General features: G+C 64.8%; 17 protein-coding genes and 1 tRNA gene. 11 read left to right on the top strand and 7 right to left on the bottom strand.

What is annotated here, in order from left to right; translation table 11 throughout:
- Window positions 1-29: 29 nt before the first annotated feature.
- Window positions 30-1,469, top strand: coding sequence for an NAD-dependent succinate-semialdehyde dehydrogenase (locus tag AAG821_RS01275; protein WP_341908786.1), 1,440 nt, complete (start codon window positions 30-32; stop codon window positions 1,467-1,469).
- Entirely contained in the window at window positions 1,469-2,320 is an 852-nt protein-coding gene (locus tag AAG821_RS01270) for an aldolase/citrate lyase family protein (protein WP_341908788.1), read from the top strand. The genes AAG821_RS01275 and AAG821_RS01270 overlap by 1 nt, the downstream gene beginning before the upstream one ends.
- Here the strand turns inward: AAG821_RS01270 and AAG821_RS01265 are convergent.
- Window positions 2,274-3,125: an AraC family transcriptional regulator gene (locus AAG821_RS01265; protein WP_341908789.1), complete on the bottom strand. Its 852-nt coding sequence runs from the start codon at window positions 3,123-3,125 to the stop codon at window positions 2,274-2,276. The genes AAG821_RS01270 and AAG821_RS01265 overlap by 47 nt on opposite strands.
- Before the next feature lie 73 nt (window positions 3,126-3,198).
- On the opposite strand from AAG821_RS01265, the gene AAG821_RS01260 reads away from it, so the two are divergent.
- From AAG821_RS01260 to AAG821_RS01235, 6 genes are all read left to right on the top strand, one after another.
- Window positions 3,199-4,410: an ABC transporter substrate-binding protein gene (locus AAG821_RS01260; RefSeq protein ID WP_341908791.1), complete on the top strand. Its 1,212-nt coding sequence runs from the start codon at window positions 3,199-3,201 to the stop codon at window positions 4,408-4,410.
- Window positions 4,411-4,546: 136 nt separating this feature from the next.
- Window positions 4,547-5,434, top strand: a complete 888-nt coding sequence (locus tag AAG821_RS01255; RefSeq protein WP_341908793.1) for a branched-chain amino acid ABC transporter permease — start codon at window positions 4,547-4,549, stop codon at window positions 5,432-5,434.
- The gene (locus AAG821_RS01250) at window positions 5,434-6,396 is read left to right on the top strand and encodes a branched-chain amino acid ABC transporter permease (RefSeq protein ID WP_341908795.1); all 963 of its coding nucleotides are present in this window, start codon (window positions 5,434-5,436) and stop codon (window positions 6,394-6,396) included. Before AAG821_RS01255 ends, AAG821_RS01250 begins: the two co-directional genes overlap by 1 nt.
- Window positions 6,383-7,234 carry a phosphoenolpyruvate hydrolase family protein gene (locus AAG821_RS01245; protein WP_341908797.1) on the top strand — a complete coding sequence of 284 codons (852 nt, stop codon included), beginning with the start codon at window positions 6,383-6,385 and terminating at the stop codon, window positions 7,232-7,234. The genes AAG821_RS01250 and AAG821_RS01245 overlap by 14 nt, the downstream gene beginning before the upstream one ends.
- Complete coding sequence (locus AAG821_RS01240) at window positions 7,235-7,678, top strand: SRPBCC family protein (RefSeq protein ID WP_341908799.1); 444 nt, start codon at window positions 7,235-7,237, stop codon at window positions 7,676-7,678.
- Window positions 7,679-7,694: 16 nt separating this feature from the next.
- Window positions 7,695-8,897, top strand: coding sequence for a Tm-1-like ATP-binding domain-containing protein (locus AAG821_RS01235; protein WP_341908801.1), 1,203 nt, complete (start codon window positions 7,695-7,697; stop codon window positions 8,895-8,897).
- A gap of 122 nt (window positions 8,898-9,019) precedes the next feature.
- On the opposite strand, the gene AAG821_RS01230 is transcribed toward AAG821_RS01235, so the two are convergent.
- Window positions 9,020-9,096, bottom strand: a tRNA-Arg gene (locus tag AAG821_RS01230).
- Window positions 9,097-9,332: 236 nt separating this feature from the next.
- Between AAG821_RS01230 and AAG821_RS01225 the strand changes: the two genes are divergently transcribed.
- The gene (locus tag AAG821_RS01225; protein ID WP_341908803.1) at window positions 9,333-9,827 is read left to right on the top strand and encodes a hypothetical protein; all 495 of its coding nucleotides are present in this window, start codon (window positions 9,333-9,335) and stop codon (window positions 9,825-9,827) included.
- A gap of 27 nt (window positions 9,828-9,854) precedes the next feature.
- Here the strand turns inward: AAG821_RS01225 and AAG821_RS01220 are convergent, their stop codons facing one another.
- The 4 genes from AAG821_RS01220 to AAG821_RS01205 form a co-directional block, all read right to left on the bottom strand.
- Complete coding sequence (locus tag AAG821_RS01220; RefSeq protein ID WP_341908804.1) at window positions 9,855-12,698, bottom strand: helicase-related protein; 2,844 nt, start codon at window positions 12,696-12,698, stop codon at window positions 9,855-9,857.
- A gap of 4 nt (window positions 12,699-12,702) precedes the next feature.
- Window positions 12,703-13,143: a PaaI family thioesterase gene (locus tag AAG821_RS01215; RefSeq protein WP_341908806.1), complete on the bottom strand. Its 441-nt coding sequence runs from the start codon at window positions 13,141-13,143 to the stop codon at window positions 12,703-12,705.
- Window positions 13,144-13,204: 61 nt separating this feature from the next.
- A complete protein-coding gene (locus AAG821_RS01210; RefSeq protein ID WP_341908808.1) occupies window positions 13,205-13,957 on the bottom strand; it encodes a sulfite exporter TauE/SafE family protein in 753 nt (250 codons plus the stop codon).
- 123 nt (window positions 13,958-14,080) lie between these two features.
- Window positions 14,081-14,464, bottom strand: a complete 384-nt coding sequence (locus tag AAG821_RS01205) for a LysR family transcriptional regulator (RefSeq protein ID WP_341916190.1) — start codon at window positions 14,462-14,464, stop codon at window positions 14,081-14,083.
- Window positions 14,465-14,632: 168 nt separating this feature from the next.
- Between AAG821_RS01205 and AAG821_RS01200 the strand changes: the two genes are divergently transcribed.
- Together AAG821_RS01200 and AAG821_RS01195 are read left to right on the top strand one after the other, a co-directional pair.
- Window positions 14,633-15,271, top strand: a complete 639-nt coding sequence (locus AAG821_RS01200; RefSeq protein ID WP_341908812.1) for a glutathione S-transferase family protein — start codon at window positions 14,633-14,635, stop codon at window positions 15,269-15,271.
- Between the two features lie 182 nt (window positions 15,272-15,453).
- Window positions 15,454-16,137: a hypothetical protein gene (locus AAG821_RS01195; RefSeq protein ID WP_341908814.1), complete on the top strand. Its 684-nt coding sequence runs from the start codon at window positions 15,454-15,456 to the stop codon at window positions 16,135-16,137.
- Here AAG821_RS01195 and AAG821_RS01190 read toward each other — a convergent pair.
- On the bottom strand, window positions 16,128-17,234 hold the full coding sequence (locus AAG821_RS01190) for a hypothetical protein (protein ID WP_341908816.1): 1,107 nt from the start codon (window positions 17,232-17,234) through the stop codon (window positions 16,128-16,130). The two genes, AAG821_RS01195 and AAG821_RS01190, sit on opposite strands and share 10 nt — an antisense overlap.
- Between the last annotated feature and the right edge of the window lie 487 nt (window positions 17,235-17,721).

Raw genomic sequence — 17,721 nt, 5'->3', positions numbered from 1 at the left:
ACCACACAGATTCCAAGAGGACAGACAGCATGACCGTGGACCAGCCCTGCGCGCTGATTGGTGGCGCATTCCGCAGCAAGACCGACAATGAATCGCTGCCGGTGATCGATCCCTGCACCGAAGAGGTGCTGTGGCTGCAGCCGGCCTGCGGTCCGGCCGAGGTGGCCGAGGCGCTGGGCCATGCCCGTGCCGCCTTGCCGGCCTGGTCGGCGGTGCATGGCTGGGAGCGCGGCAAGATCCTGCGTCGCATCGCGCGTGAGATGGAAGCGCGCAAAGGCGCCATCGCCCGCGCCCTGTCGATGGAAATCGGCCGGCCGATTGCGCAGTCTGAAGGCGAGGTCAACGCGGCCATCGAACAGTTCGACTGGTTCGCCGGCGAGGCCGAGCGCCTGTTCGGCGAGACGATCCGCTCGCGGCAGGGCGGTCGCCTGATCGTGACGCTGGAGCCGGTCGGTATCGTGGCGGCCTTCTCGGCGTGGAATTTCCCGGTCAACCTGCCGGCCCGCAAGATTGCGCCGGCGCTGGCGGCTGGCTGCCCCGTCATCGTGCGGCCGTCCGAACAGGTGCCGATGACCACCACGTTGATCGCGGAAGCCTGCGTGGCAGCCGGCGTGCCGGCTGGCGTCGTGCAGGTGCTGACCGGCCGCGCCAACGACATCGTCCCCAGCCTGATGAAGGCGGAAGAGGTGCGCAAGATCTCGCTGACCGGATCGACGCCGGTCGGCAAGATGCTGCTGGCGCAGGCGGCCGAAACCGTCAAGCGCTGCTCCATGGAGCTGGGTGGTCATTCGGCGGTGGTGGTCTGCGCCGATACGGATGTGGAGGCCGCCGCGGTCCAGTGCGCCACCTTCAAGTTCAGGAATGCCGGCCAGGTCTGCATCGCGCCGAACCGCTTCTATGTCGAAGAGGCGGTGGCGGACCGCTTCATCGACAGGATGGTGGCGGAAGCAAAGGCCCTGAAGCTGGGCGACAGCCGCGATCCGGCCACCACCATGGGCCCGCTTACGCTGGCTTCCGGCCGCAACAAGGTCGAGGGGCTGATTGCCGATGCGGTCCAGCGCGGCGCGAAGGTCCGCAGCGGCGGCCGCCGGCCGGAAGGCCGCAACAAGGGTTTCTTCCTCGAGCCGACGGTGCTGTCCGATGTGCCCGACGATGCCCGCATCATGAGCGAGGAACCCTTCGGTCCGGTGGCGCCGGTGGCGACCTTCCGGTCTCTCGACGACGCGATCACGCGCGCCAACAGCACGCCCTATGGCCTGGCGGCCTATGCCTTCACTGGCAATGCGGCCAAGGCCGAAAAGCTGTCGGCGGGCCTGCGCGCCGGCATGGTCGGGATCAATTCCTTCCTGATCGCGCATGCCGAAACGCCGTTCGGCGGCGTCGATCATTCCGGCATGGGCCGTGAAGGCGGGCGTCAGGCGATCCAGGATTACCAGAACATCAAGCTGACCAACATGACATGGGCCTGATGAGTGGGGGCCTGAGCATGCCCTTTGCCCATCGCCTGCGTCAGGCCCGGACTGGCGCGGCAATCCTCAATGGCTGGATCGCGCTGCCGTCGCCTTTGGCGGCGGAGGCCCTGATGCAGGCCGGCTGGGACAGCGTCACCATCGACCTGCAGCACGGCACGGCGGATTACGCCGATCTGCTGGCACTGCTGCCGATCATCGAAAAGGCCGGCGCGGTGGCGCTGGTGCGCGTGCCCTGGCTGGATGAAGCCGCCATCATGCGGGCGCTGGATGCCGGTGCCCGCGGCATCATCGCGCCGATGATCGAAACGGCCGCGGATGCCCGCCGGCTGGTGGCGGCATGCCTGTATCCGCCGCTGGGGGCGCGCAGCTTCGGGCCGATCCGGGCGCGCCTCGCGCTCAGCGAAGCCTATGCCGATACCACGCGCGCCAATGCGGGGATCGTTCCGCTGGCCATGATCGAGACGCGCACGGCTGTCGACAATCTCGACACGATCCTCGCCGTGCCCGGTCTGGGCGGGCTCTATATCGGCCCGGCGGACCTGGCGCTCTCCCATGGCTACCCGCCCGGCTTCGACCGCGAGGAACCCGAGCTGCTGGCGCTGCTCGACCACATTCTGGCGCGCTGCACCGCCGCTGGATTGCCCTGCGGCCTGCATTGCGGCGCGCCTGCCTATGCGGCGCGCATGGCGGCAAAGGGCTTTGCCCTGGTGACCGTCGGATCGGATGCACGGTTTCTGGAAGCCGGGGCGCGGGCGGCGACGGCGGCGTTTCGCGCGGCCTTAGCCGCGCCAGAGGCAGGCATCAGGCATCCGGGCTGCGGTGGCGGCTGCGGAACAAGGATGGCCTGAAGCCGGTCATGCGCTTGAAGGTGTTCGAGAAAGCGAAAGGATTCTGGTAACCGACGCGCAGCGCGATATCCTCGATCTTGGCCTGCGTGGTGGCAAGCTGGTGTGCGGCATGCTGGATGCGCAGATAGGTCAGCTGCTGCATCGGGCTGCGGCCCAGGCTGGACTGGCAAAGGCGGCGCAGATGTTCACCGCTGATATGCGCCATCCTGGCCAGCGCAGAAACCGTCCAGTTGCGCGCCAGGTCCTTCTGTACGGTTTCCCATAATGCGCGCAGACGATGTTCTTTCTGCAGCGGCTCGGCGATCTGGCTGATGTAATGCTCGATCATGTCGATCCACAGCATCGCCGCACCGGCATCGGCGCGCGACTGCATCTCCTGATACAGGCCCAGAATGCCGTGTTTCAGGGCCTCGGCATCGAAATGTGCCATCACCGGCGCCATGAAACCGATCGAGGAGCGCGGCGACTGCGGCATGTAGCGCACCCAGCAATACTGCCAGCGCTTGGACGGGATCGCATGGAAGGCATGCAGCACATGCGCCGGCGCCAGCGACACCATGCCGGCGCGATGCGGCCGCCAGCGCCCCTCCAGCAGGATGCGGCCTTCGCCGCCCAGGCTGGCATGCACATAGGTGCCGCTCAGATGCGTGCGGACAATGCGGTAGGGCACGGCGGCATCGCCGACGCCGATATGGGAAATCTGCCGCGCGGCGAGTGCACTGCACTCTTCCGCCCGCAGGATCAGCTGCTGGGTCCGGGGCCCGACGATGTGGGTTTCAGATAGGTTCTCGTGTAAACCAGCCATGGAAACGCCTTCAGTGCATTCGATAAGGTGGAAAACAATAATAAGTAAAACCATAAACCTCGGGAGGGTTCTAATGAAAAACAGTCTGCGACTGACAGTGGCGGCTGCGTCCCTGGTGGCCTTTGGCGCCACCGGAGCTGCGGCACAGGTTTCCAATGATGTGGTCCGGATCGGCGTTCTGGCCGATATGTCGGGCATCTACAACGACCTGTCCGGCAAGGGCGCGGTCGAGGCCGTGAAAATGGCGGCCGAGGATGTCGGCGGTACGGTGCTGGGCAAGAAGATCGACGTGATCTTCGCCGATCATCTCAACAAGCCCGATGTCGGCGCCGCCAAGGCGCGCGAATGGTTCGATACCGGAGGGGTCGACCTGATCAATGATCTGGCGAATTCCGGCGTGGCCCGTGCCGTTGCGGCCGTCGCCAAGGAAAAGAAGCGCCACATCATCGTCAATGGCGCCTCCAACATGGGCATCACCAACGAACTGTGCTCGCCCTATGCCATCCACTATGCCTATGACGCCTATTCGCTGGCACATGGTACCGGCAAGGCGGTTGTGGATCAGGGCGGCAAGAGCTGGTTCTTCCTCACGGTCGATTTCGCCTTTGGCATCGGCCTGGAACAGCAGGTTTCCGACGTGGTGCGCGCCAACAAGGGCCGTGTGGTGGGTGCTGCCCGCCATCCGCTGGCCACTACCGACTTCTCGTCCTACATCCTGCAGGCGCAGGCATCCAAGGCCGAGATCATCGGCATCGCCTCGACTGGCGCCGATGCGGTGAATGCCATCAAGGCGGCGTCCGAGTTCGGCGCCACCAAGAACCAGAAGCTGGCCGCTCTGCTGCTGTGGATCGAGGATATCCATTCCCTCGGCCTGCCGACCGCACAGGGCCTGATGCTGACCAATGCCTGGTACTGGGACCAGAATGACGAGACGCGCAAATTCGCCAAGCGCTTCTACGACCGCGTCGGCAAGATGCCCAACATGGCCCAGGCCGCCGACTATTCCTCGACCATGTTCTACCTGAACGCCGTCAAGGAAGCCGGCACCGACGATCCGGACAAGGCCTCGGCCAAGATGCGCGAAATGACCGTCAGCGACATGTTCACCAAGCAGGGCAAGGTGCGCGTCGACGGCCGCTTCATGCACGACATGTATCTCTGGCAGGTCAAGACCCCGGCCGAGTCGAAGGCACCCTGGGATTATCTCAAGCCGGTGGCCACCATTCCGGCAGAGCAGGCCTTCCAGCCGCTGTCGGAAAGCAAGTGCGACCTGGTGAAGAAGTAAGCGTCAGTCTGCGTCAGCCCGGGCCGGTGTCCTCCGGCCGGTCCGGGTCCTTTCCGCATCCCGGATTCCGTGAACGGCCTTTGGGGCCGATGTAAGATCAGTACGGGTGTAATCGGGAACGGTGTTCGGGCGTCCTATGGAAATCTTCGGTATTCCCCATCAGGCATTCCTTGGCCAGATCATGCTGGGCCTGGTCAACGGCGCTTTCTACGCCGTGCTCAGCCTGGGGCTTGCCATCATCTTCGGTCTGCTGCGCGTGGTGAATTTCGCGCATGGCGCTTTCTTCATGGTCGGCGCCTTCATCGCTTTCCTGCTTGGCCGCAATCTCGGCCTTGGTTACTGGCCGACGATGATTGCCGCGCCGATGATCGTCGGTTTTGCCGGCATCCTGTTTGAGCGCTTTGCGATTCGGCGGATCTATGGGCTTGATCCGCTTTATGGCCTGTTGCTCACCTTCGGGCTTGTGCTGGTGATGGAAGGTGGCTTCCGCGTTGCCATGGGATCGTCGGGCCATCCCTTCCAGACCCCAGCCCAGTTGCGCGGTGTCTGGGATATTGGCTTCATGATGCTGCCGATCTACCGCGCTTTCGTCATTCTGATCGCGGTGGTGGTCTGCGCCGGGACCTGGATCGTGATCGAGAAAACCCGGATGGGCGCGTATCTGCGCGCCGCCACCGAACGGCCAGACCTGACCCAGGCTTTCGGCATCAATGTGCCCCTTCTGCTGACGCTCACCTATGGCGTCGGCGTCGGCCTGGCCGGCTTTGCCGGCGTTCTGGCGGCACCGATTCAGCATGTGAATCCTTCGATGGGGTCCGATCTCGTCATCATTGTCTTCGCGATCGTTGTGATCGGCGGGCTTGGCTCGGTCCTGGGCTCGGCGATTACCGGCCTTGGCCTTGGCATCATCGAAGGCCTGACCAAGGTCTATTATTCGGAAGCGTCCACCACCGTGGTCTTCCTGGTCATGGCGCTGGTGCTGCTGCTGCGCCCCGCCGGCCTGTTCGGCCGGGAAGAAGCCTGATGCGCAGCCTGTCCCGCCTCGGCCTCCTGCTCTTGCTCGCTGCCCTGGTCGCAGTGCCCTTCGTGCCGCATATCATCTACCCGATCTTCCTGATGAAGGTGATGTGCTTCGTACTGTTCGCCTGCGCCTTCAATCTCCTGCTCGGCCATGCTGGCATCGTGTCGTTCGGCCATGCCGCTTTCTTCGGGTCGTCTGCCTATGTCACCGGCTATGTGCTGCGCGACCTCCAGCTCGATCCAGGCCTGGCCATTGCTGCCGGCGTGCTGTTCGCAACGGCGCTGGGTGGCGTTTTCGGCGCCCTGGCGATCCGTCGTCAGGGCATCTATCTCGCCATGATCACGCTGGCGTTGGCCCAGCTGGTCTATTTCAGCTTTCTGCAGGCGCCGTTCACCGGCGCAGAGGATGGCATGCAGCCGATTCCGCGCGGCGTGTTCCTCGGTCTGCTCGACCTCAACGATGACACCAATCTGTATTTCCTGGTGTTGGCCTGCGTCGGCGGCGGGTTGTGGCTGGTGTACCGTATCGTGCACTCGCCGTTTGGCCAGATCCTGCGCGCCATCCGCGAACATGAACCGCGCACCCGCTCGCTCGGCTATGCTGTCGAACGCTACAAGATCACGGCCTTTGCCCTGTCGGCCGGCCTGTCCGGCCTGGCCGGTTCACTGAAATGCATCGTCTTCCGTCTGGCCTCGCTCACCGACGTGCACTGGCATATGTCGGGCGACGTCATCCTGATGACGGTTCTGGGTGGCATGAACTCGGTCTTCGGCCCGGCCATCGGCGCCATCATCATTTCCGCCCTGCGCCATTACTTTGATGCGCTGGGCGCCTGGGTCACCATCATGGTTGGCCTGGTCTTTATTTTCTGCGTGCTCGTTTTCCGCCGTGGCGTGCTGGGTGAGCTCACCCATTTCCTCGCGGTCCGTCACCCTGCCAAGGAACAGAAGAATGCCCAGATTTGAACGCAAGGCCATCGTGGAGCACTTCCAGGATATGTTGAAGCGCGGCGAGCCGATCATCGGTGGCGGCGCCGGCACCGGCATTTCTGCCAAATGCGAGGAGGCCGGCGGTATCGACCTGATCATCGTCTATAATTCCGGCCGCTATCGCATGGCGGGGCGGGCCTCTTCCGCAGGTCTGCTGGCCTATGGCAATGCCAACGATATCGTGAAGGAGATGGCGTTAGAGGTTCTGCCGGTCTGCAAGAAAACGCCGGTGATCGCCGGCGTCAACGGTACCGATCCCTTCGTCATCATGCCGGTCTTCCTGAAAGAACTGAAAGACCTCGGCTTCTCGGGCGTGCAGAACTTTCCCACCGTCGGCATCATCGACGGTACCTTCCGCGTCAGCCTGGAAGAGACCGGCATCAATTTCTCCAGCGAGATCGACATGATCCGCCAGGCGCATGAACTGGATATGCTGACCACACCCTATGTCTTCTCGGCCGACGAGGCTGTTGAGATGGCCAAGGCCGGTGCCGACCTGATCGTGCCGCATATGGGCGTTACCACCGGCGGCAGCATCGGCGCCACCACATCGAAGACGCTGAAGGACTCCGTGCGGCTGATCGACGAATGGGCGGAGGCGGCCCGGCGCATCCGCAAGGACGTTATCATCATCGCGCATGGCGGCCCGATCTCTTCTCCGGAGGATGTCGACTTCGTGCTCAGGAACAGCAAACATTGCAATGGTTTTTATGGCGCCAGCAGTGTTGAGCGGCTGCCGGTTGAAACCGCCATCACCAACCACATAAAAACCTTCAAGGGACTGGACTCGCTTAAAGACAGGAAGGGGGCATAAATGGCTCGCGTCTATATCAGCGCCGTAATGGATATTCCGTTGGAGCAGGCTTGGGGCGTGCTGCGCGATTTCAACGCGCTGCCGGTCTATCACCCGTTCTTTTCCAAGAGCGAGATCGAGGGCGGCCTGCCCTCGGACCAGGTCGGGTGCGTGCGGAATTTCTTCACCCATGAAGGCGGGCATATCCGCGAGGAGCTGTTGACCTTGTCGGATCGCGAACATGTCTGTTGCTACCGGATTCTGGAAGCGACATTGCCTGTCCAGAATTATGTGGCCGAGATGCGCCTGAAGCCCATCACCGAAGGCAACAAAACCTTCGGCGAGTGGTGGGCGGAGTATGATGTGGCAGAGGCTGATGCAGCCAGCGTCCATCAGACCGTCAGCGACACCTTCCGTTTCGCGTTCGAGGGTGCGGTGAAGGTCGCCCGGCAGAACACGCGCTGATCATCTGGCGTCGACCATGAGCGGCACTGCATATGTCATCGGCACCTTCGACACCAAGGCGGAGGAGCTGCGCTATGTTGCCGGCCTGCTGCGTGCTGCCGGGCTGCCGGTTGTCACCGTCGATGTCGGTACAAAGACGCCAGCGGCAGATGCCGATGTGGGCGCACGGGCGGTTGCGGCCTGCCATCCGCAGGGCCTTGATGCGGTTCTGAAAGCAGGCGACCGCGGTGCCGCCGTCACCGCGATGACCGCGGCGCTGCTGCGCTTCATGGCATCGCGCCAGGATGTCGGCGGGATCATCGGTCTTGGTGGGTCGGGCGGCACCAGCATCATCGCGCCGGCCATGCGGGAGCAGCCAATCGGCCTGCCAAAGCTGATGGTGTCCACGCTGGCGGCCGGCGATGTCTCGGCTTTCGTTGGTGTTCATGACATCACCATGATGTATCCGGTCACCGACATTGCCGGGTTGAACCGGTTGTCACGCGTCATTCTTGCCAATGCCGCCCATGCCCTTGCGGGAATGATGACGCGGCAGGTTCCGGTTTCTGCTGACAGCCGGCCAGCGCTGGGGCTGAGCATGTTCGGCGTGACGACCCCTTGCATTCAGCAGCTTACGGCCCGCCTGGGTAGTGATTACGAATGCCAGGTTTTTCATGCCAATGGCGCCGGTGGGCGATCGCTTGAGGCCATTGCCGCAGCCGGCCTGCTGCAGGGCATGGTGGATATGACGACCACGGAAGCGGCCGACCATCTGCTGGGCGGGGTATGCACGGCAGGGCCAGATCGTTTCGATGTTGTGGCCCGCACCGGCATTCCCTGGATCGGGTCCTGTGGTGCCCTGGATATGGTCAACTTCTGGGCGCCGGACACGATTCCTGAACGCTATCGCGGCCGCCTGTTCCATGCGCATAACGCCAATGTCACGCTGATGCGCACCACGGCTGCCGAGCTGGAGCGCATCGCCGCCTGGATATCGACGAAACTGAATGCTTCGCCGGGACCGGTGCGTCTGTTGCTACCAGAGGGTGGAGTCTCGGCGCTGGATGCGCCCGGACAGATATTCCATGATCCTGCCGCCGATGCCGCGCTGTTTGCGGCGTTCCAGCGGCATTTCCTGCAAACCGAGACTCACAGGCTGATATCGCTGCCGCACCACATCAATGACGAAGCCTTTGTCGCGGCGGTGGAAGGTGAAGTGAGGCGTTTGATCCCGGCCTAGCCTTTGCCCGCCGGCCATGCCGGCTGCATCCCAGTCGCTGTCACATCACGCCATTCACAAAGTCGGCAGGGCGGATATTCGCGTTCGCAGACAGTCCGTTTAAATTTACGGAAGCGAAGGAATGGCGTCCCCGGAGAGATTCGAACTCCCGACCCGCTGCTTAGGACGCAGCCGCTCTATCCAGCTGAGCTACGGAGACGCATGCCGGGAACATAGTCACCCGACCCCGCCGCCGCAACCCGCCGCATACGGCTGAGTGCCGTGCCGGCCGCGAAAGCCCTGTGCCGCCATCGCTTTTCGGCCGCCGCCGGGCATATCCGAAAAGTAACTGCATGCCCGCCTCGATGCGGTGGCAAAGTTGCTCTCGCCGGTTCCTCCCAGCGGGTCTCCCCAGCCGCGGGTCGCAGTCCAGGGATCGGCAGCCAGGAGCGCCGCATGCCGCAATCCTACACCGACCTCGCCCGCCAGCATCTGCATGATGGTGCCAGCTTCATCGGCGCCACCGCGATCAGCCCCGCCATGACCGCCGGCATCGCGCCGCTGGAAGACTGGATCGCGGTGATTGAAAACGCCTATCACGGCCTGCTCTGCCTGGTCGCCGCCCAGGCCAACCTGCATTCCATCGCGCCGATCCAGGCGCTCGACCTGCTCAGCATCAGCGAAGAGCGCGGCATCGGCCAGCATGTGCGCGCCCTGCTCGGGCCTGACTCGATCGGCCATAAGGCGCCGCTGGCGGCCATGCCGGTGGCCGAGCGGCTGCAGTTCCTCGGCCTCATCGCGCTGGAGCTGCAGGCCGCGCTTGCCGACCTGGTGGCGGCCCAGCGGGATTATGTGATCGACGCGGTCGCCATGAGCGACCTCGATGCCGGCCTGCGCCGCCTGATCACGGCGCTGCGCCTGTCGGAAACCGGCACACGGCTCCGCCTGTGACGTCTGGGCTGTGATGCAGGCCGGCGTCTAGCGCCGGCCGCCGCTGCCCTGCTGCTGCTTCAGTTTCATCAGCGCCGCAAAGGGTGAATCCGCCATCTTGGCCTCGTCTTCCTTGCGCTTCTGCTGCTCGCGTTCGCGCTTGGCGACGATCGCCTTGTGCGAACGCAGGTAAACCGGCACATCGGTTTTGGTTTCCGGGTCGCGCACCATGATAGTCTTGTAGCCGAGCGCCCAGAGCAGGCGCTGCAGCTCGTCGGCGCCGCAGCCGGCCAGGTTCATCCAGGCGGTATCGGCGACGAAGCTGCCCGGCGGGCCCAGACGCTTCTTCGCTTTCGGTGCTTCGACAGGCGCGGCATCCACGGGTGCTGTATCCACGGGTGCTGCATCCACAGCCAGGGCCGGCAGCGGGGCTTCCACTGCCGCTTCCACCGGCTGCTCGATGACCTCGCCAACCGGCTCGACAGGGTCGACGGCAATCGCTTCGGCACTGATCTCTTCGGTCGGCGGCGTTTCGGCCGCCGGCGCTTCAGGCCTGGGCCGCGCGTCTTTCTTGGGTCCGTGACGCGCCGCCAGTTCGGCCTGGCGCGCGCCCTCGGCGATGCGCTGCACCACATCCAGGCGATAGGCCTGCCGCCCGGCGCGCAGGAAGCCCGCCGCCAGCCACCAGGCATCGTCGCGCCATTCCAGCAGCGGCACCGAGGTCAGGCCCGGCGTCGGCGGCGCCGCCGGCTCCTTGCCCTCATACACCGCCCAGAGCAGCGTCTTCAGCTGCGTCGGTTTCGGCTTCAGCAGTTTCGGCACCAGGATATGGGTCTCGCCGAAGCTGACCCCCATCTTGCGCAGCGGATGCCGCTCGGCCTGGCCCATGTTGCGCACCAGGTCCGACACGTCATCGCGCTTCAGCGCGCCGAGATCCATGGCGAGCTGGAAGGCGACGCCGCGCGCCGCGCCCTTCAGCTCGGCATCGCGCAGGCGATAGAGATCGCCCAGATGCTGGCGCAGATGGCGCTGCAGCCAGCCGCCCAGCTTGGCCTCCACCGCCTTGCGGGTGTCCGCCGGCAGCAGGTCGTCGGCCAGCAGGGTGAGCTTGGGTTCCAGCCGCTCGGTACCCTTGGCCAGCACGGCCAGCATCACGCTGTCCTTTTCCGGCGTCACATGCATCAGGCCGCCTTCGGGCGACAGCGCAAAGGCGGCATCGGGCAGCTCGAGCAGCGCGGCGGCGCGCTCCTGCAGCGCCGGCCCCAGCACGCGAAGGGCGGCCGAGCGCAGGATGCGGCGCTGCTCCACGCTGTCATGGCCGGCCGGGCGGAAGCGCAGGCCGCGCAGATGGCCGATGATCTCGCCTTCCACGGTCAGCGCGTCGTCCTCGCCCAGCTTCACATCCAGGCTGGCGATGTCTTCGGCCAGGCCGCGGCTCAGCACCGAGGTGCGGCGGTCGACAAAGCGCTCGGTCAGCTTTTCATGCAGCGCATCCGACAGGCGGTCCTCGATGGCCCGCGTCTTCTCCTGCCAGCCCTGCGCATCGTCCAGCCAGCCGCCGTCGGCCGATATGCCGCGATTGGCCACGGTGGTCCAGGTGCGCACATGCGCCAGACGCTGCGACAGCGTATCGATATCGCCATCGGTGCGGTCGATGTTGCGCAGCTGGCCGGCCACCCAGTCACCCGGCAGTTTGCCGTTGCGGTCGCACAGATTCACATAGAGCTGGCTCAAGAGCCGCGCATGGCTGTCATGCAGGTCCTTGGCGAAATCGGGAATCGCGCAGACCTGCCACAGCAGCTCGACGCGGTCCTTGCTCGTCGCACGCTCCTTCACCGCCGCATCCTCGCGCAGCGCCTGCAGGCTCAGCAGGTCGTCGGCATCGCGGCCGCGCGTCAGGCCGTCGCGCGGCGGCGGCATGTCCAGCGTGCGCACCAGGGCCTCCACGCTGCGGAAATCCAGGTCGTAGTTGCGCCAGCGCGCCGCCGTCACCGGCTCGAAGCGATGGTTCTCGATGCGCTCGATCAGGTCGGGATCCAGCGGCGGGCAGTCGCCGGTGGTGCCGAAGGTGCCGTTGCGCAGATGCCGGCCGGCGCGGCCGGCGATCTGGCCGACTTCCGATGGCATCAGCGGGCGCATGCCGATGCCGTCGAATTTCGACAGATCGGCAAAGGCCATGTGTTCGATATCCAGGTTCAGCCCCATGCCGATGGCATCGGTGGCCACCATCACATCTACATCGCGGTTCTGGAACAGCGCCACCTGGGCATTGCGGGCGCGGGGCGACAGCGCGCCCAGCACCACGGCGGCGCCGCCGCGCTGGCGCTTGATCTGTTCGGCGATGGCATAGACATCGCTGGCCGAGAAGGCCACCACGGCGGAGCGCTTGGGCAGTCGCGACAGTTTCTTGGCGCCGGCATAGGTCAGCTGCGACAGGCGTGGCCGGGCGATGAATTCGGCATTCGGCACCAGGCGGCGGATCAGGCCGCGCATGGTATCGGCGCCCAGGAACATGGTTTCTTCCAGCCCGCGCGCATGCAGCAGCCGCTCGGTGAAGACATGGCCGCGTTCGGCATCGTTGCACAGCTGCACTTCATCAATGGCGAGGAAGTCGTATTTGCGCTCCAGCGGCATCGCCTCGACGGTGCAGACGAACCAGTTGGCGCCGCGCGGCACGATCTTTTCTTCGCCGGTGACCAGCGCCACGTTGCGCTCGCCCTTCAGCGCCACGGCGCGGTCGTAGATTTCGCGCGCCAGCAGGCGCAGCGGCAGGCCGATAATGCCGCTGCGATGGCTCAGCAAGCGTTCGACCGCCAGATGCGTCTTGCCGGTGTTGGTCGGGCCCAGCACGCAGAGGATGCGGCCTTTGTCGGACGTCTTGATCTCGGTCACGGCTTCAACTCGCCTTGCTCTGAATGGTTTTGGTTATGCGTGCTGTCGTGCAGATCGTGTCGCCCACCCGCGCCGTCACATCGCAGAAGGCGACGCTGCGGCCACGCTTGAGCAGCGTGCCGGTCATCGTCACGCGCTCGCCGGCCAGCACCGAACGGATATGCTGCAGATGCACATCCACGGTCATGGCGCTTTCATCTTCGCGCATCTGGCCCAGCAGGGCGAGCAGCGCCGGCGGTTCCAGCAGGCCGTTCAGCACGCCGCCATGCACATATTTGCCGAAAACCAGCATCTCGCCCTGGGCGGTGAAGCCCACCTCGGCGCGACCCGACGCCAGGCTGAGCAGTTCCAGCCCGGCCCAGCGGTGGAACGCCGTCTGGTCGATCAGGGCCTGGGCAAACGGCCCGACCCAGCCTTCTAGGCTGGCATCGAAGCGGACGGACATGGACGGAGGCTCCGGTTTTGCCGGTCAGTATACGGCGCGCGGCGCGGCTACCTCAACTGCCTCAGGTCAGGATCAGTTTCACCGCCGCGATCAGCAGCACGCCGCCGAGCAGATATTGCAGCAGCCGCACCGGCAGCCAGCGGATCGCCAGCTGGGTGCCCAGCAGGGCGCCGGCCAGCGCCGCACCGGCATAGATCGGCAGTTCGGCCGGCAGCGATTGCAGCGAAACGATATTGCCGGCCAGGCCGGAGATCGAATTGAGCAGGATGAACGGCGCCGCCATGCCGGCCGCCTGCCGCGCACCGGCCCAGCCGAGCAGCAGCAGCAGCGGCGAAAGGAAGATACCGCCGCCGGTGCCGGTGAGGCCCGACAGCAGGCCGATGCCCGCACCGGCGATCATCGCCGCCGGCAGCGGAATCGCCACATCGCCATGGCCGCGCGCCGCCACCGCTTTTTCGCGCGGATCGACCAGCAGGCGGAACCCGGCAAACAGCAGCACCACGCCGACCGCGATGCGATAGGCACTGACCGGCAACTGCACGGCGCCGCCGACAAAGGCCATCGGTACCGAAAAGATGATCAGCGGCAGCAGGGCGCGCGGATTGATCAGCCCGGCGCGCCACAGCCGGTAGGTGCCGATGCTGGCGACCAGGATGTTCAGCGTCAGCGCGGTCGGTTTCATCTCGATAGCGGCGACGCCGACAAAGGCCATGGCGGCGATATAGCCCGACGCCCCGGCATGCCCGACGGTGGAATACAGTGCGGCGGCCATGAAGATCAGCAGCGCCAGCAGGGTTGTGTCGTCGATCAGCATCCGTCCACCGTTATGTCCGTGTGACTATAACGGACGGTATAGTCATGGAGCAATAGTGGATCTGGCCGGGATCTTGGTTACTCCCAAACCGTCATCCCCGGGCTTGACCCGGGGATCCACGCCTTACCGGCTGCGCAGCCTGCGCAAGGCCGCGATCTCTGTCGCGCAGGCCGCCTCGGTGGCGGCCATCATGGCCTGATAACGTGCCAGCACCTGCACCCCCAGCGGCGTCAGCGTCGCGCCGCCGCCGGCCTTGCCGCCGGTGGCAGCCGTCACCAGCGGGGCCCTGAAATAGCCGTTCAGGGTTTCCACCAGCTGCCAGGCGCGCTTGTAGCTCATGCCCATGCGCCGCCCGGCGGCAGAGATCGAGCCGGTGACGGCGATGCCCTCCAGCAGCTCGGCCTTGCCGGGGCCGAGAAACACGCCGGGCGCCAGCACCACGCGCAGGCGGGTGGCCGTCGCCGCCGGCGCGGGTTTCTTCACAGTCTTCTTCACAGTCTTCTTCACAGTCTTCCTTACTGGCTTCTTTACTGGTGTCTTGCCCATGGCGTCCCGGTCAGCGCTGTGTTGCGCCCATCATGCTGCCATGCTTTCGCGCGGCAGCCTATGGCCGATGGCGGTACCAATGCGGCATGGACTAGACTGGCGCCTCCCGTATCCGGCTTCGGAGTGTGCATGCTCACCGTCCATCATCTCGGCGTCTCGCAATCGGAACGCATCGTCTGGCTCTGCGAGGAACTGGGCATTGCCTATGACCTGAAGCTCTACCAGCGCCTGCCCACCAAGCAGGCGCCGCCCGAGTACAACGCGCTGCATCCCATGGGGCTGGCGCCGGTGATCGACGATGGCGGCGTGGTGCTGGCCGAATCCGGCGCGGTGGTCGACTATATCCTGGCGAAATACGGCAAGGGCGTCTTGAAGCCCGGTGCCGATGATCCGGCCTTTGCCGATTATCTCTACTGGTTCCATTTCGCCAACGGCAGTTTCCAGCCGGCGATCATGCGCGTGCTGGTCACCCAGCGGCTGGGCGCGGCACCGGATCACCCGGCCGCCTCGATCGGCGTGAAGCGCTTCGGCATGATGCTGGCGATGCTGGATGCGCGGCTGAAAGACAACACCTGGCTGGCGGGCGCGGACTTCACCGCCGCCGATATCATGCCGGTGTTCACCCTCACCACCATGCGCCACTATGCGCCCTACGATCTCACGCCCTATCCGAATATCCTCAGCTATCTGCAGCGCGTGGCCGCGCGCCCGGCCTACCAGCGCGCCATGCAGAAGGGCGATCCGGGGATGGAGCTGCTGTTGGCATAGGAAGCCATGCAAGGCTCTACCGCACTGTCGCCCTGGACGCTGGCACCGCGACATCGCCGCAGAGCTGACGATACCGCCGTATGCGCGCCGCGCCGCCCGTGCATTTTCGCTCGCGCCTGCGACGCTTTTACGCAACGATGCGCGGGCCGGCGCAGCCTGCCGGCAGCACGGGAGGCTTGGCGATGCCGCAGGGGCTCGATCTCTTCATGCAGGTGCAGGACGACCTGCGCAACATGGCAGGAGTGAAGGCCTTCCTCGGTTCGAATTTTTTCGTCGCCAGCATGGGCCTGAACCCGGTGATGGGGCAGTCCGATATCGTCGTCGTCGAAGGCGCCGGTCTGCACCAGTCCTATCCGACGATCGGCGAGGTGGGGAATCCGCTGATCCTGAATGCGCCTGCCGCATTCCGATACGGGCCGGTCGCCGGTTATGTGCTCCCCACCACGCGCTACACCGCGGTGAAGGATACGCTGCATGCCCTGGTCGGCCTGACATTGCCCAGCGGCGGCGGTCCCACCATTGCCATCTCGGCGCAGCTATCGGGCTGTTCGATCTGCTATCGGCCATCAGGCAACGGCCTCACCGATGCGAAGGTGATCCATATTCAGCCCGATGGCCTGGCCAACACACCGCCCATCGGCCGCAAGGACAGCGTCAAGCTGCAGAACATTCTTGAATTGCGCAATGCCTGCTTTGCCGGGGATCTCGCGCGTCCGACCCGGGTCTATGGCGGCAAGGATACCGGCGACCAGCGGGCCAACATCATTTTCCTGCGGCGCGACGGCAGGTGGACGCTGTTCGCGCAGCGTTACCCCACGGGCAGCAGCAATGTCAGCGGTGTGGATATGGTGCCGCTTTACACCTGACGCCGTGCGCGCGGTTTCGGCCGCTTCGCAAGCGCGGCGGCGCCCAGGCCGGAGGCGGTGTATGTCTCGCTGCCCATGTTGATGCTGGTGGTCGGCGGCGGCGGCGGCGGCGGCGGCGCGGGCAGGCTGCCGGGCTTATAATCCCGGCTGATCATGATCGGGCTCTGCACCTGCGTGATGCTAGTCACCGGCATCATGCCGCCGGGGCCGTTGGCCGGCGGCGGGAAACCGGTGACCGGCGCTGCCTCTGTCATGCTCTGCGACGGCGTATAGGTCTGGAATACGGTGATCACGTCGGTGAGCTGCCAGCGCAGGAACATCTGCGTGTGCTTGGTCGTGTTGTTCAGTTCCAGCGATTCATACTGGGTCGATTCGGTGGAGACCGAAACCTGCTGGAAGCTGGTCGAACTTGAGCTCAGGTTAGCCGACAGGCTGGCAGATACCGGCCCCCAGCCGAAGGAGCCGCTCAGGCCCAGGCTTTTCGAAACCGCATCCTGTTCCGAAGAGGTATTCTGCATGCCGGAAATCAGTGTGGTGGAGACGGTGCGCTTGGTGCCCGGCGCCAGCAGGTAGGAATCGCCGGCGCGCTGCCAGAACTGCTCACGCACGATCACATTCGGCGGTGTCGTCGGGGTGGTGCCGACGCCGACCAGAACGCGCGGCGAATCCGGCGGGATCGGCATGACGGGATTGGGCTCGGGATACAGGCCGATCTGGTTCGGCGGCAGCAGCAGGCTGGCATCGATGGTCACTGTCGCGGTCGACCAGCCCTTCTGATTGTACAGCAGGGTAACGAAAGCACCGGAAAACGCGGTGCGCACGATGAAGAAGGAATTGTTATACATGATGAACGGCGTCGACTCCCCGGCCGGAAACAGCAGCGGCTCGCCGCTGCCATCGAGGCTCAGGTTCACGCTCTGCGTGCCCGTCGTGGTCACACCATAGAGATACAGCGGCACCGGAAGCTTGTTGTCGAGCGAGAGGCGGATGCCGCCGGCGCTGTTATTCCAGTTTGGCGATACCAGCGAGCCGTTCAGCGCGGCCTGCGTATACTGATCCATCATGCCATTCCCCGTGATGCGCCTGCGCGCGGTCATGCATCACAGCATTCCAGCGGCGCCGCCACAAGCACGTCTGCAACGGCACGCATGATACCGTATGCGCGCCTGCCGGAAGGATGCGCGATGCGTAAGGGCGATCCGGGGATGGAGTTGCTGTTGGGATCAGTGGTGCACAGCGATATATTGACGCGGCGCGTCGTCGGAGAGTCTTGAGCTGAGCCCCGTCAGATTGGCATTTCCGATGGTATGTGGCGGCGACGAAATGCAGATTGAAATGATGAGAGACGAGGTCGGCATGAACAATGTAAGTGTGGTCCTTAGCAGCCTGCTCGGCGCCGCGCTTGTACTTTGGTTATATCCGATGGTGGTCAAGAAATTCGGGCCCCAACAGCGGCCGGATCAGATCAGGCGGGGGGCATTCATTCTTGCTGGCGTGATCGTAGCAATCGGAATAGTGCGCGTCTCACTCTGAGCATGCAGTCTCATGCCCCGCCCACGCGATGAGCCAGTCTAGAACTTGTGG

The organism is Ferrovibrio terrae, from assembly GCF_943372915.1.
Classification (GTDB): domain Bacteria; phylum Pseudomonadota; class Alphaproteobacteria; order Ferrovibrionales; family Ferrovibrionaceae; genus Ferrovibrio; species Ferrovibrio terrae_A.
Note: the sequence above shows the minus strand (reverse complement) of the source record. Positions and strands in the feature narration are given on the sequence as shown.

Bases quoted from the DNA above. Each gene is read 5' to 3' on its own strand.
- AAG821_RS01190 (WP_341908816.1), bottom strand. From the start codon at position 17,234: ATGACCGCGCGCAGGCGCATCACGGGGAATGGCATGATGGATCAGTAT.
- AAG821_RS01270 (WP_341908788.1), top strand. From the start codon at position 1,469: ATGAGTGGGGGCCTGAGCATGCCCTTTGCCCATCGCCTGCGTCAGGCC.
- AAG821_RS01210 (WP_341908808.1), bottom strand. From the start codon at position 13,957: ATGCTGATCGACGACACAACCCTGCTGGCGCTGCTGATCTTCATGGCC.
- AAG821_RS01215 (WP_341908806.1), bottom strand. From the start codon at position 13,143: ATGTCCGTCCGCTTCGATGCCAGCCTAGAAGGCTGGGTCGGGCCGTTT.
- AAG821_RS01235 (WP_341908801.1), top strand. From the start codon at position 7,695: ATGAGCGGCACTGCATATGTCATCGGCACCTTCGACACCAAGGCGGAG.
- AAG821_RS01260 (WP_341908791.1), top strand. From the start codon at position 3,199: ATGAAAAACAGTCTGCGACTGACAGTGGCGGCTGCGTCCCTGGTGGCC.
- AAG821_RS01255 (WP_341908793.1), top strand. From the start codon at position 4,547: ATGGAAATCTTCGGTATTCCCCATCAGGCATTCCTTGGCCAGATCATG.
- AAG821_RS01275 (WP_341908786.1), top strand. From the start codon at position 30: ATGACCGTGGACCAGCCCTGCGCGCTGATTGGTGGCGCATTCCGCAGC.
- AAG821_RS01245 (WP_341908797.1), top strand. From the start codon at position 6,383: ATGCCCAGATTTGAACGCAAGGCCATCGTGGAGCACTTCCAGGATATG.
- AAG821_RS01225 (WP_341908803.1), top strand. From the start codon at position 9,333: ATGCCGCAATCCTACACCGACCTCGCCCGCCAGCATCTGCATGATGGT.
- AAG821_RS01240 (WP_341908799.1), top strand. From the start codon at position 7,235: ATGGCTCGCGTCTATATCAGCGCCGTAATGGATATTCCGTTGGAGCAG.
- AAG821_RS01200 (WP_341908812.1), top strand. From the start codon at position 14,633: ATGCTCACCGTCCATCATCTCGGCGTCTCGCAATCGGAACGCATCGTC.
- AAG821_RS01265 (WP_341908789.1), bottom strand. From the start codon at position 3,125: ATGGCTGGTTTACACGAGAACCTATCTGAAACCCACATCGTCGGGCCC.
- AAG821_RS01250 (WP_341908795.1), top strand. From the start codon at position 5,434: ATGCGCAGCCTGTCCCGCCTCGGCCTCCTGCTCTTGCTCGCTGCCCTG.
- AAG821_RS01195 (WP_341908814.1), top strand. From the start codon at position 15,454: ATGCCGCAGGGGCTCGATCTCTTCATGCAGGTGCAGGACGACCTGCGC.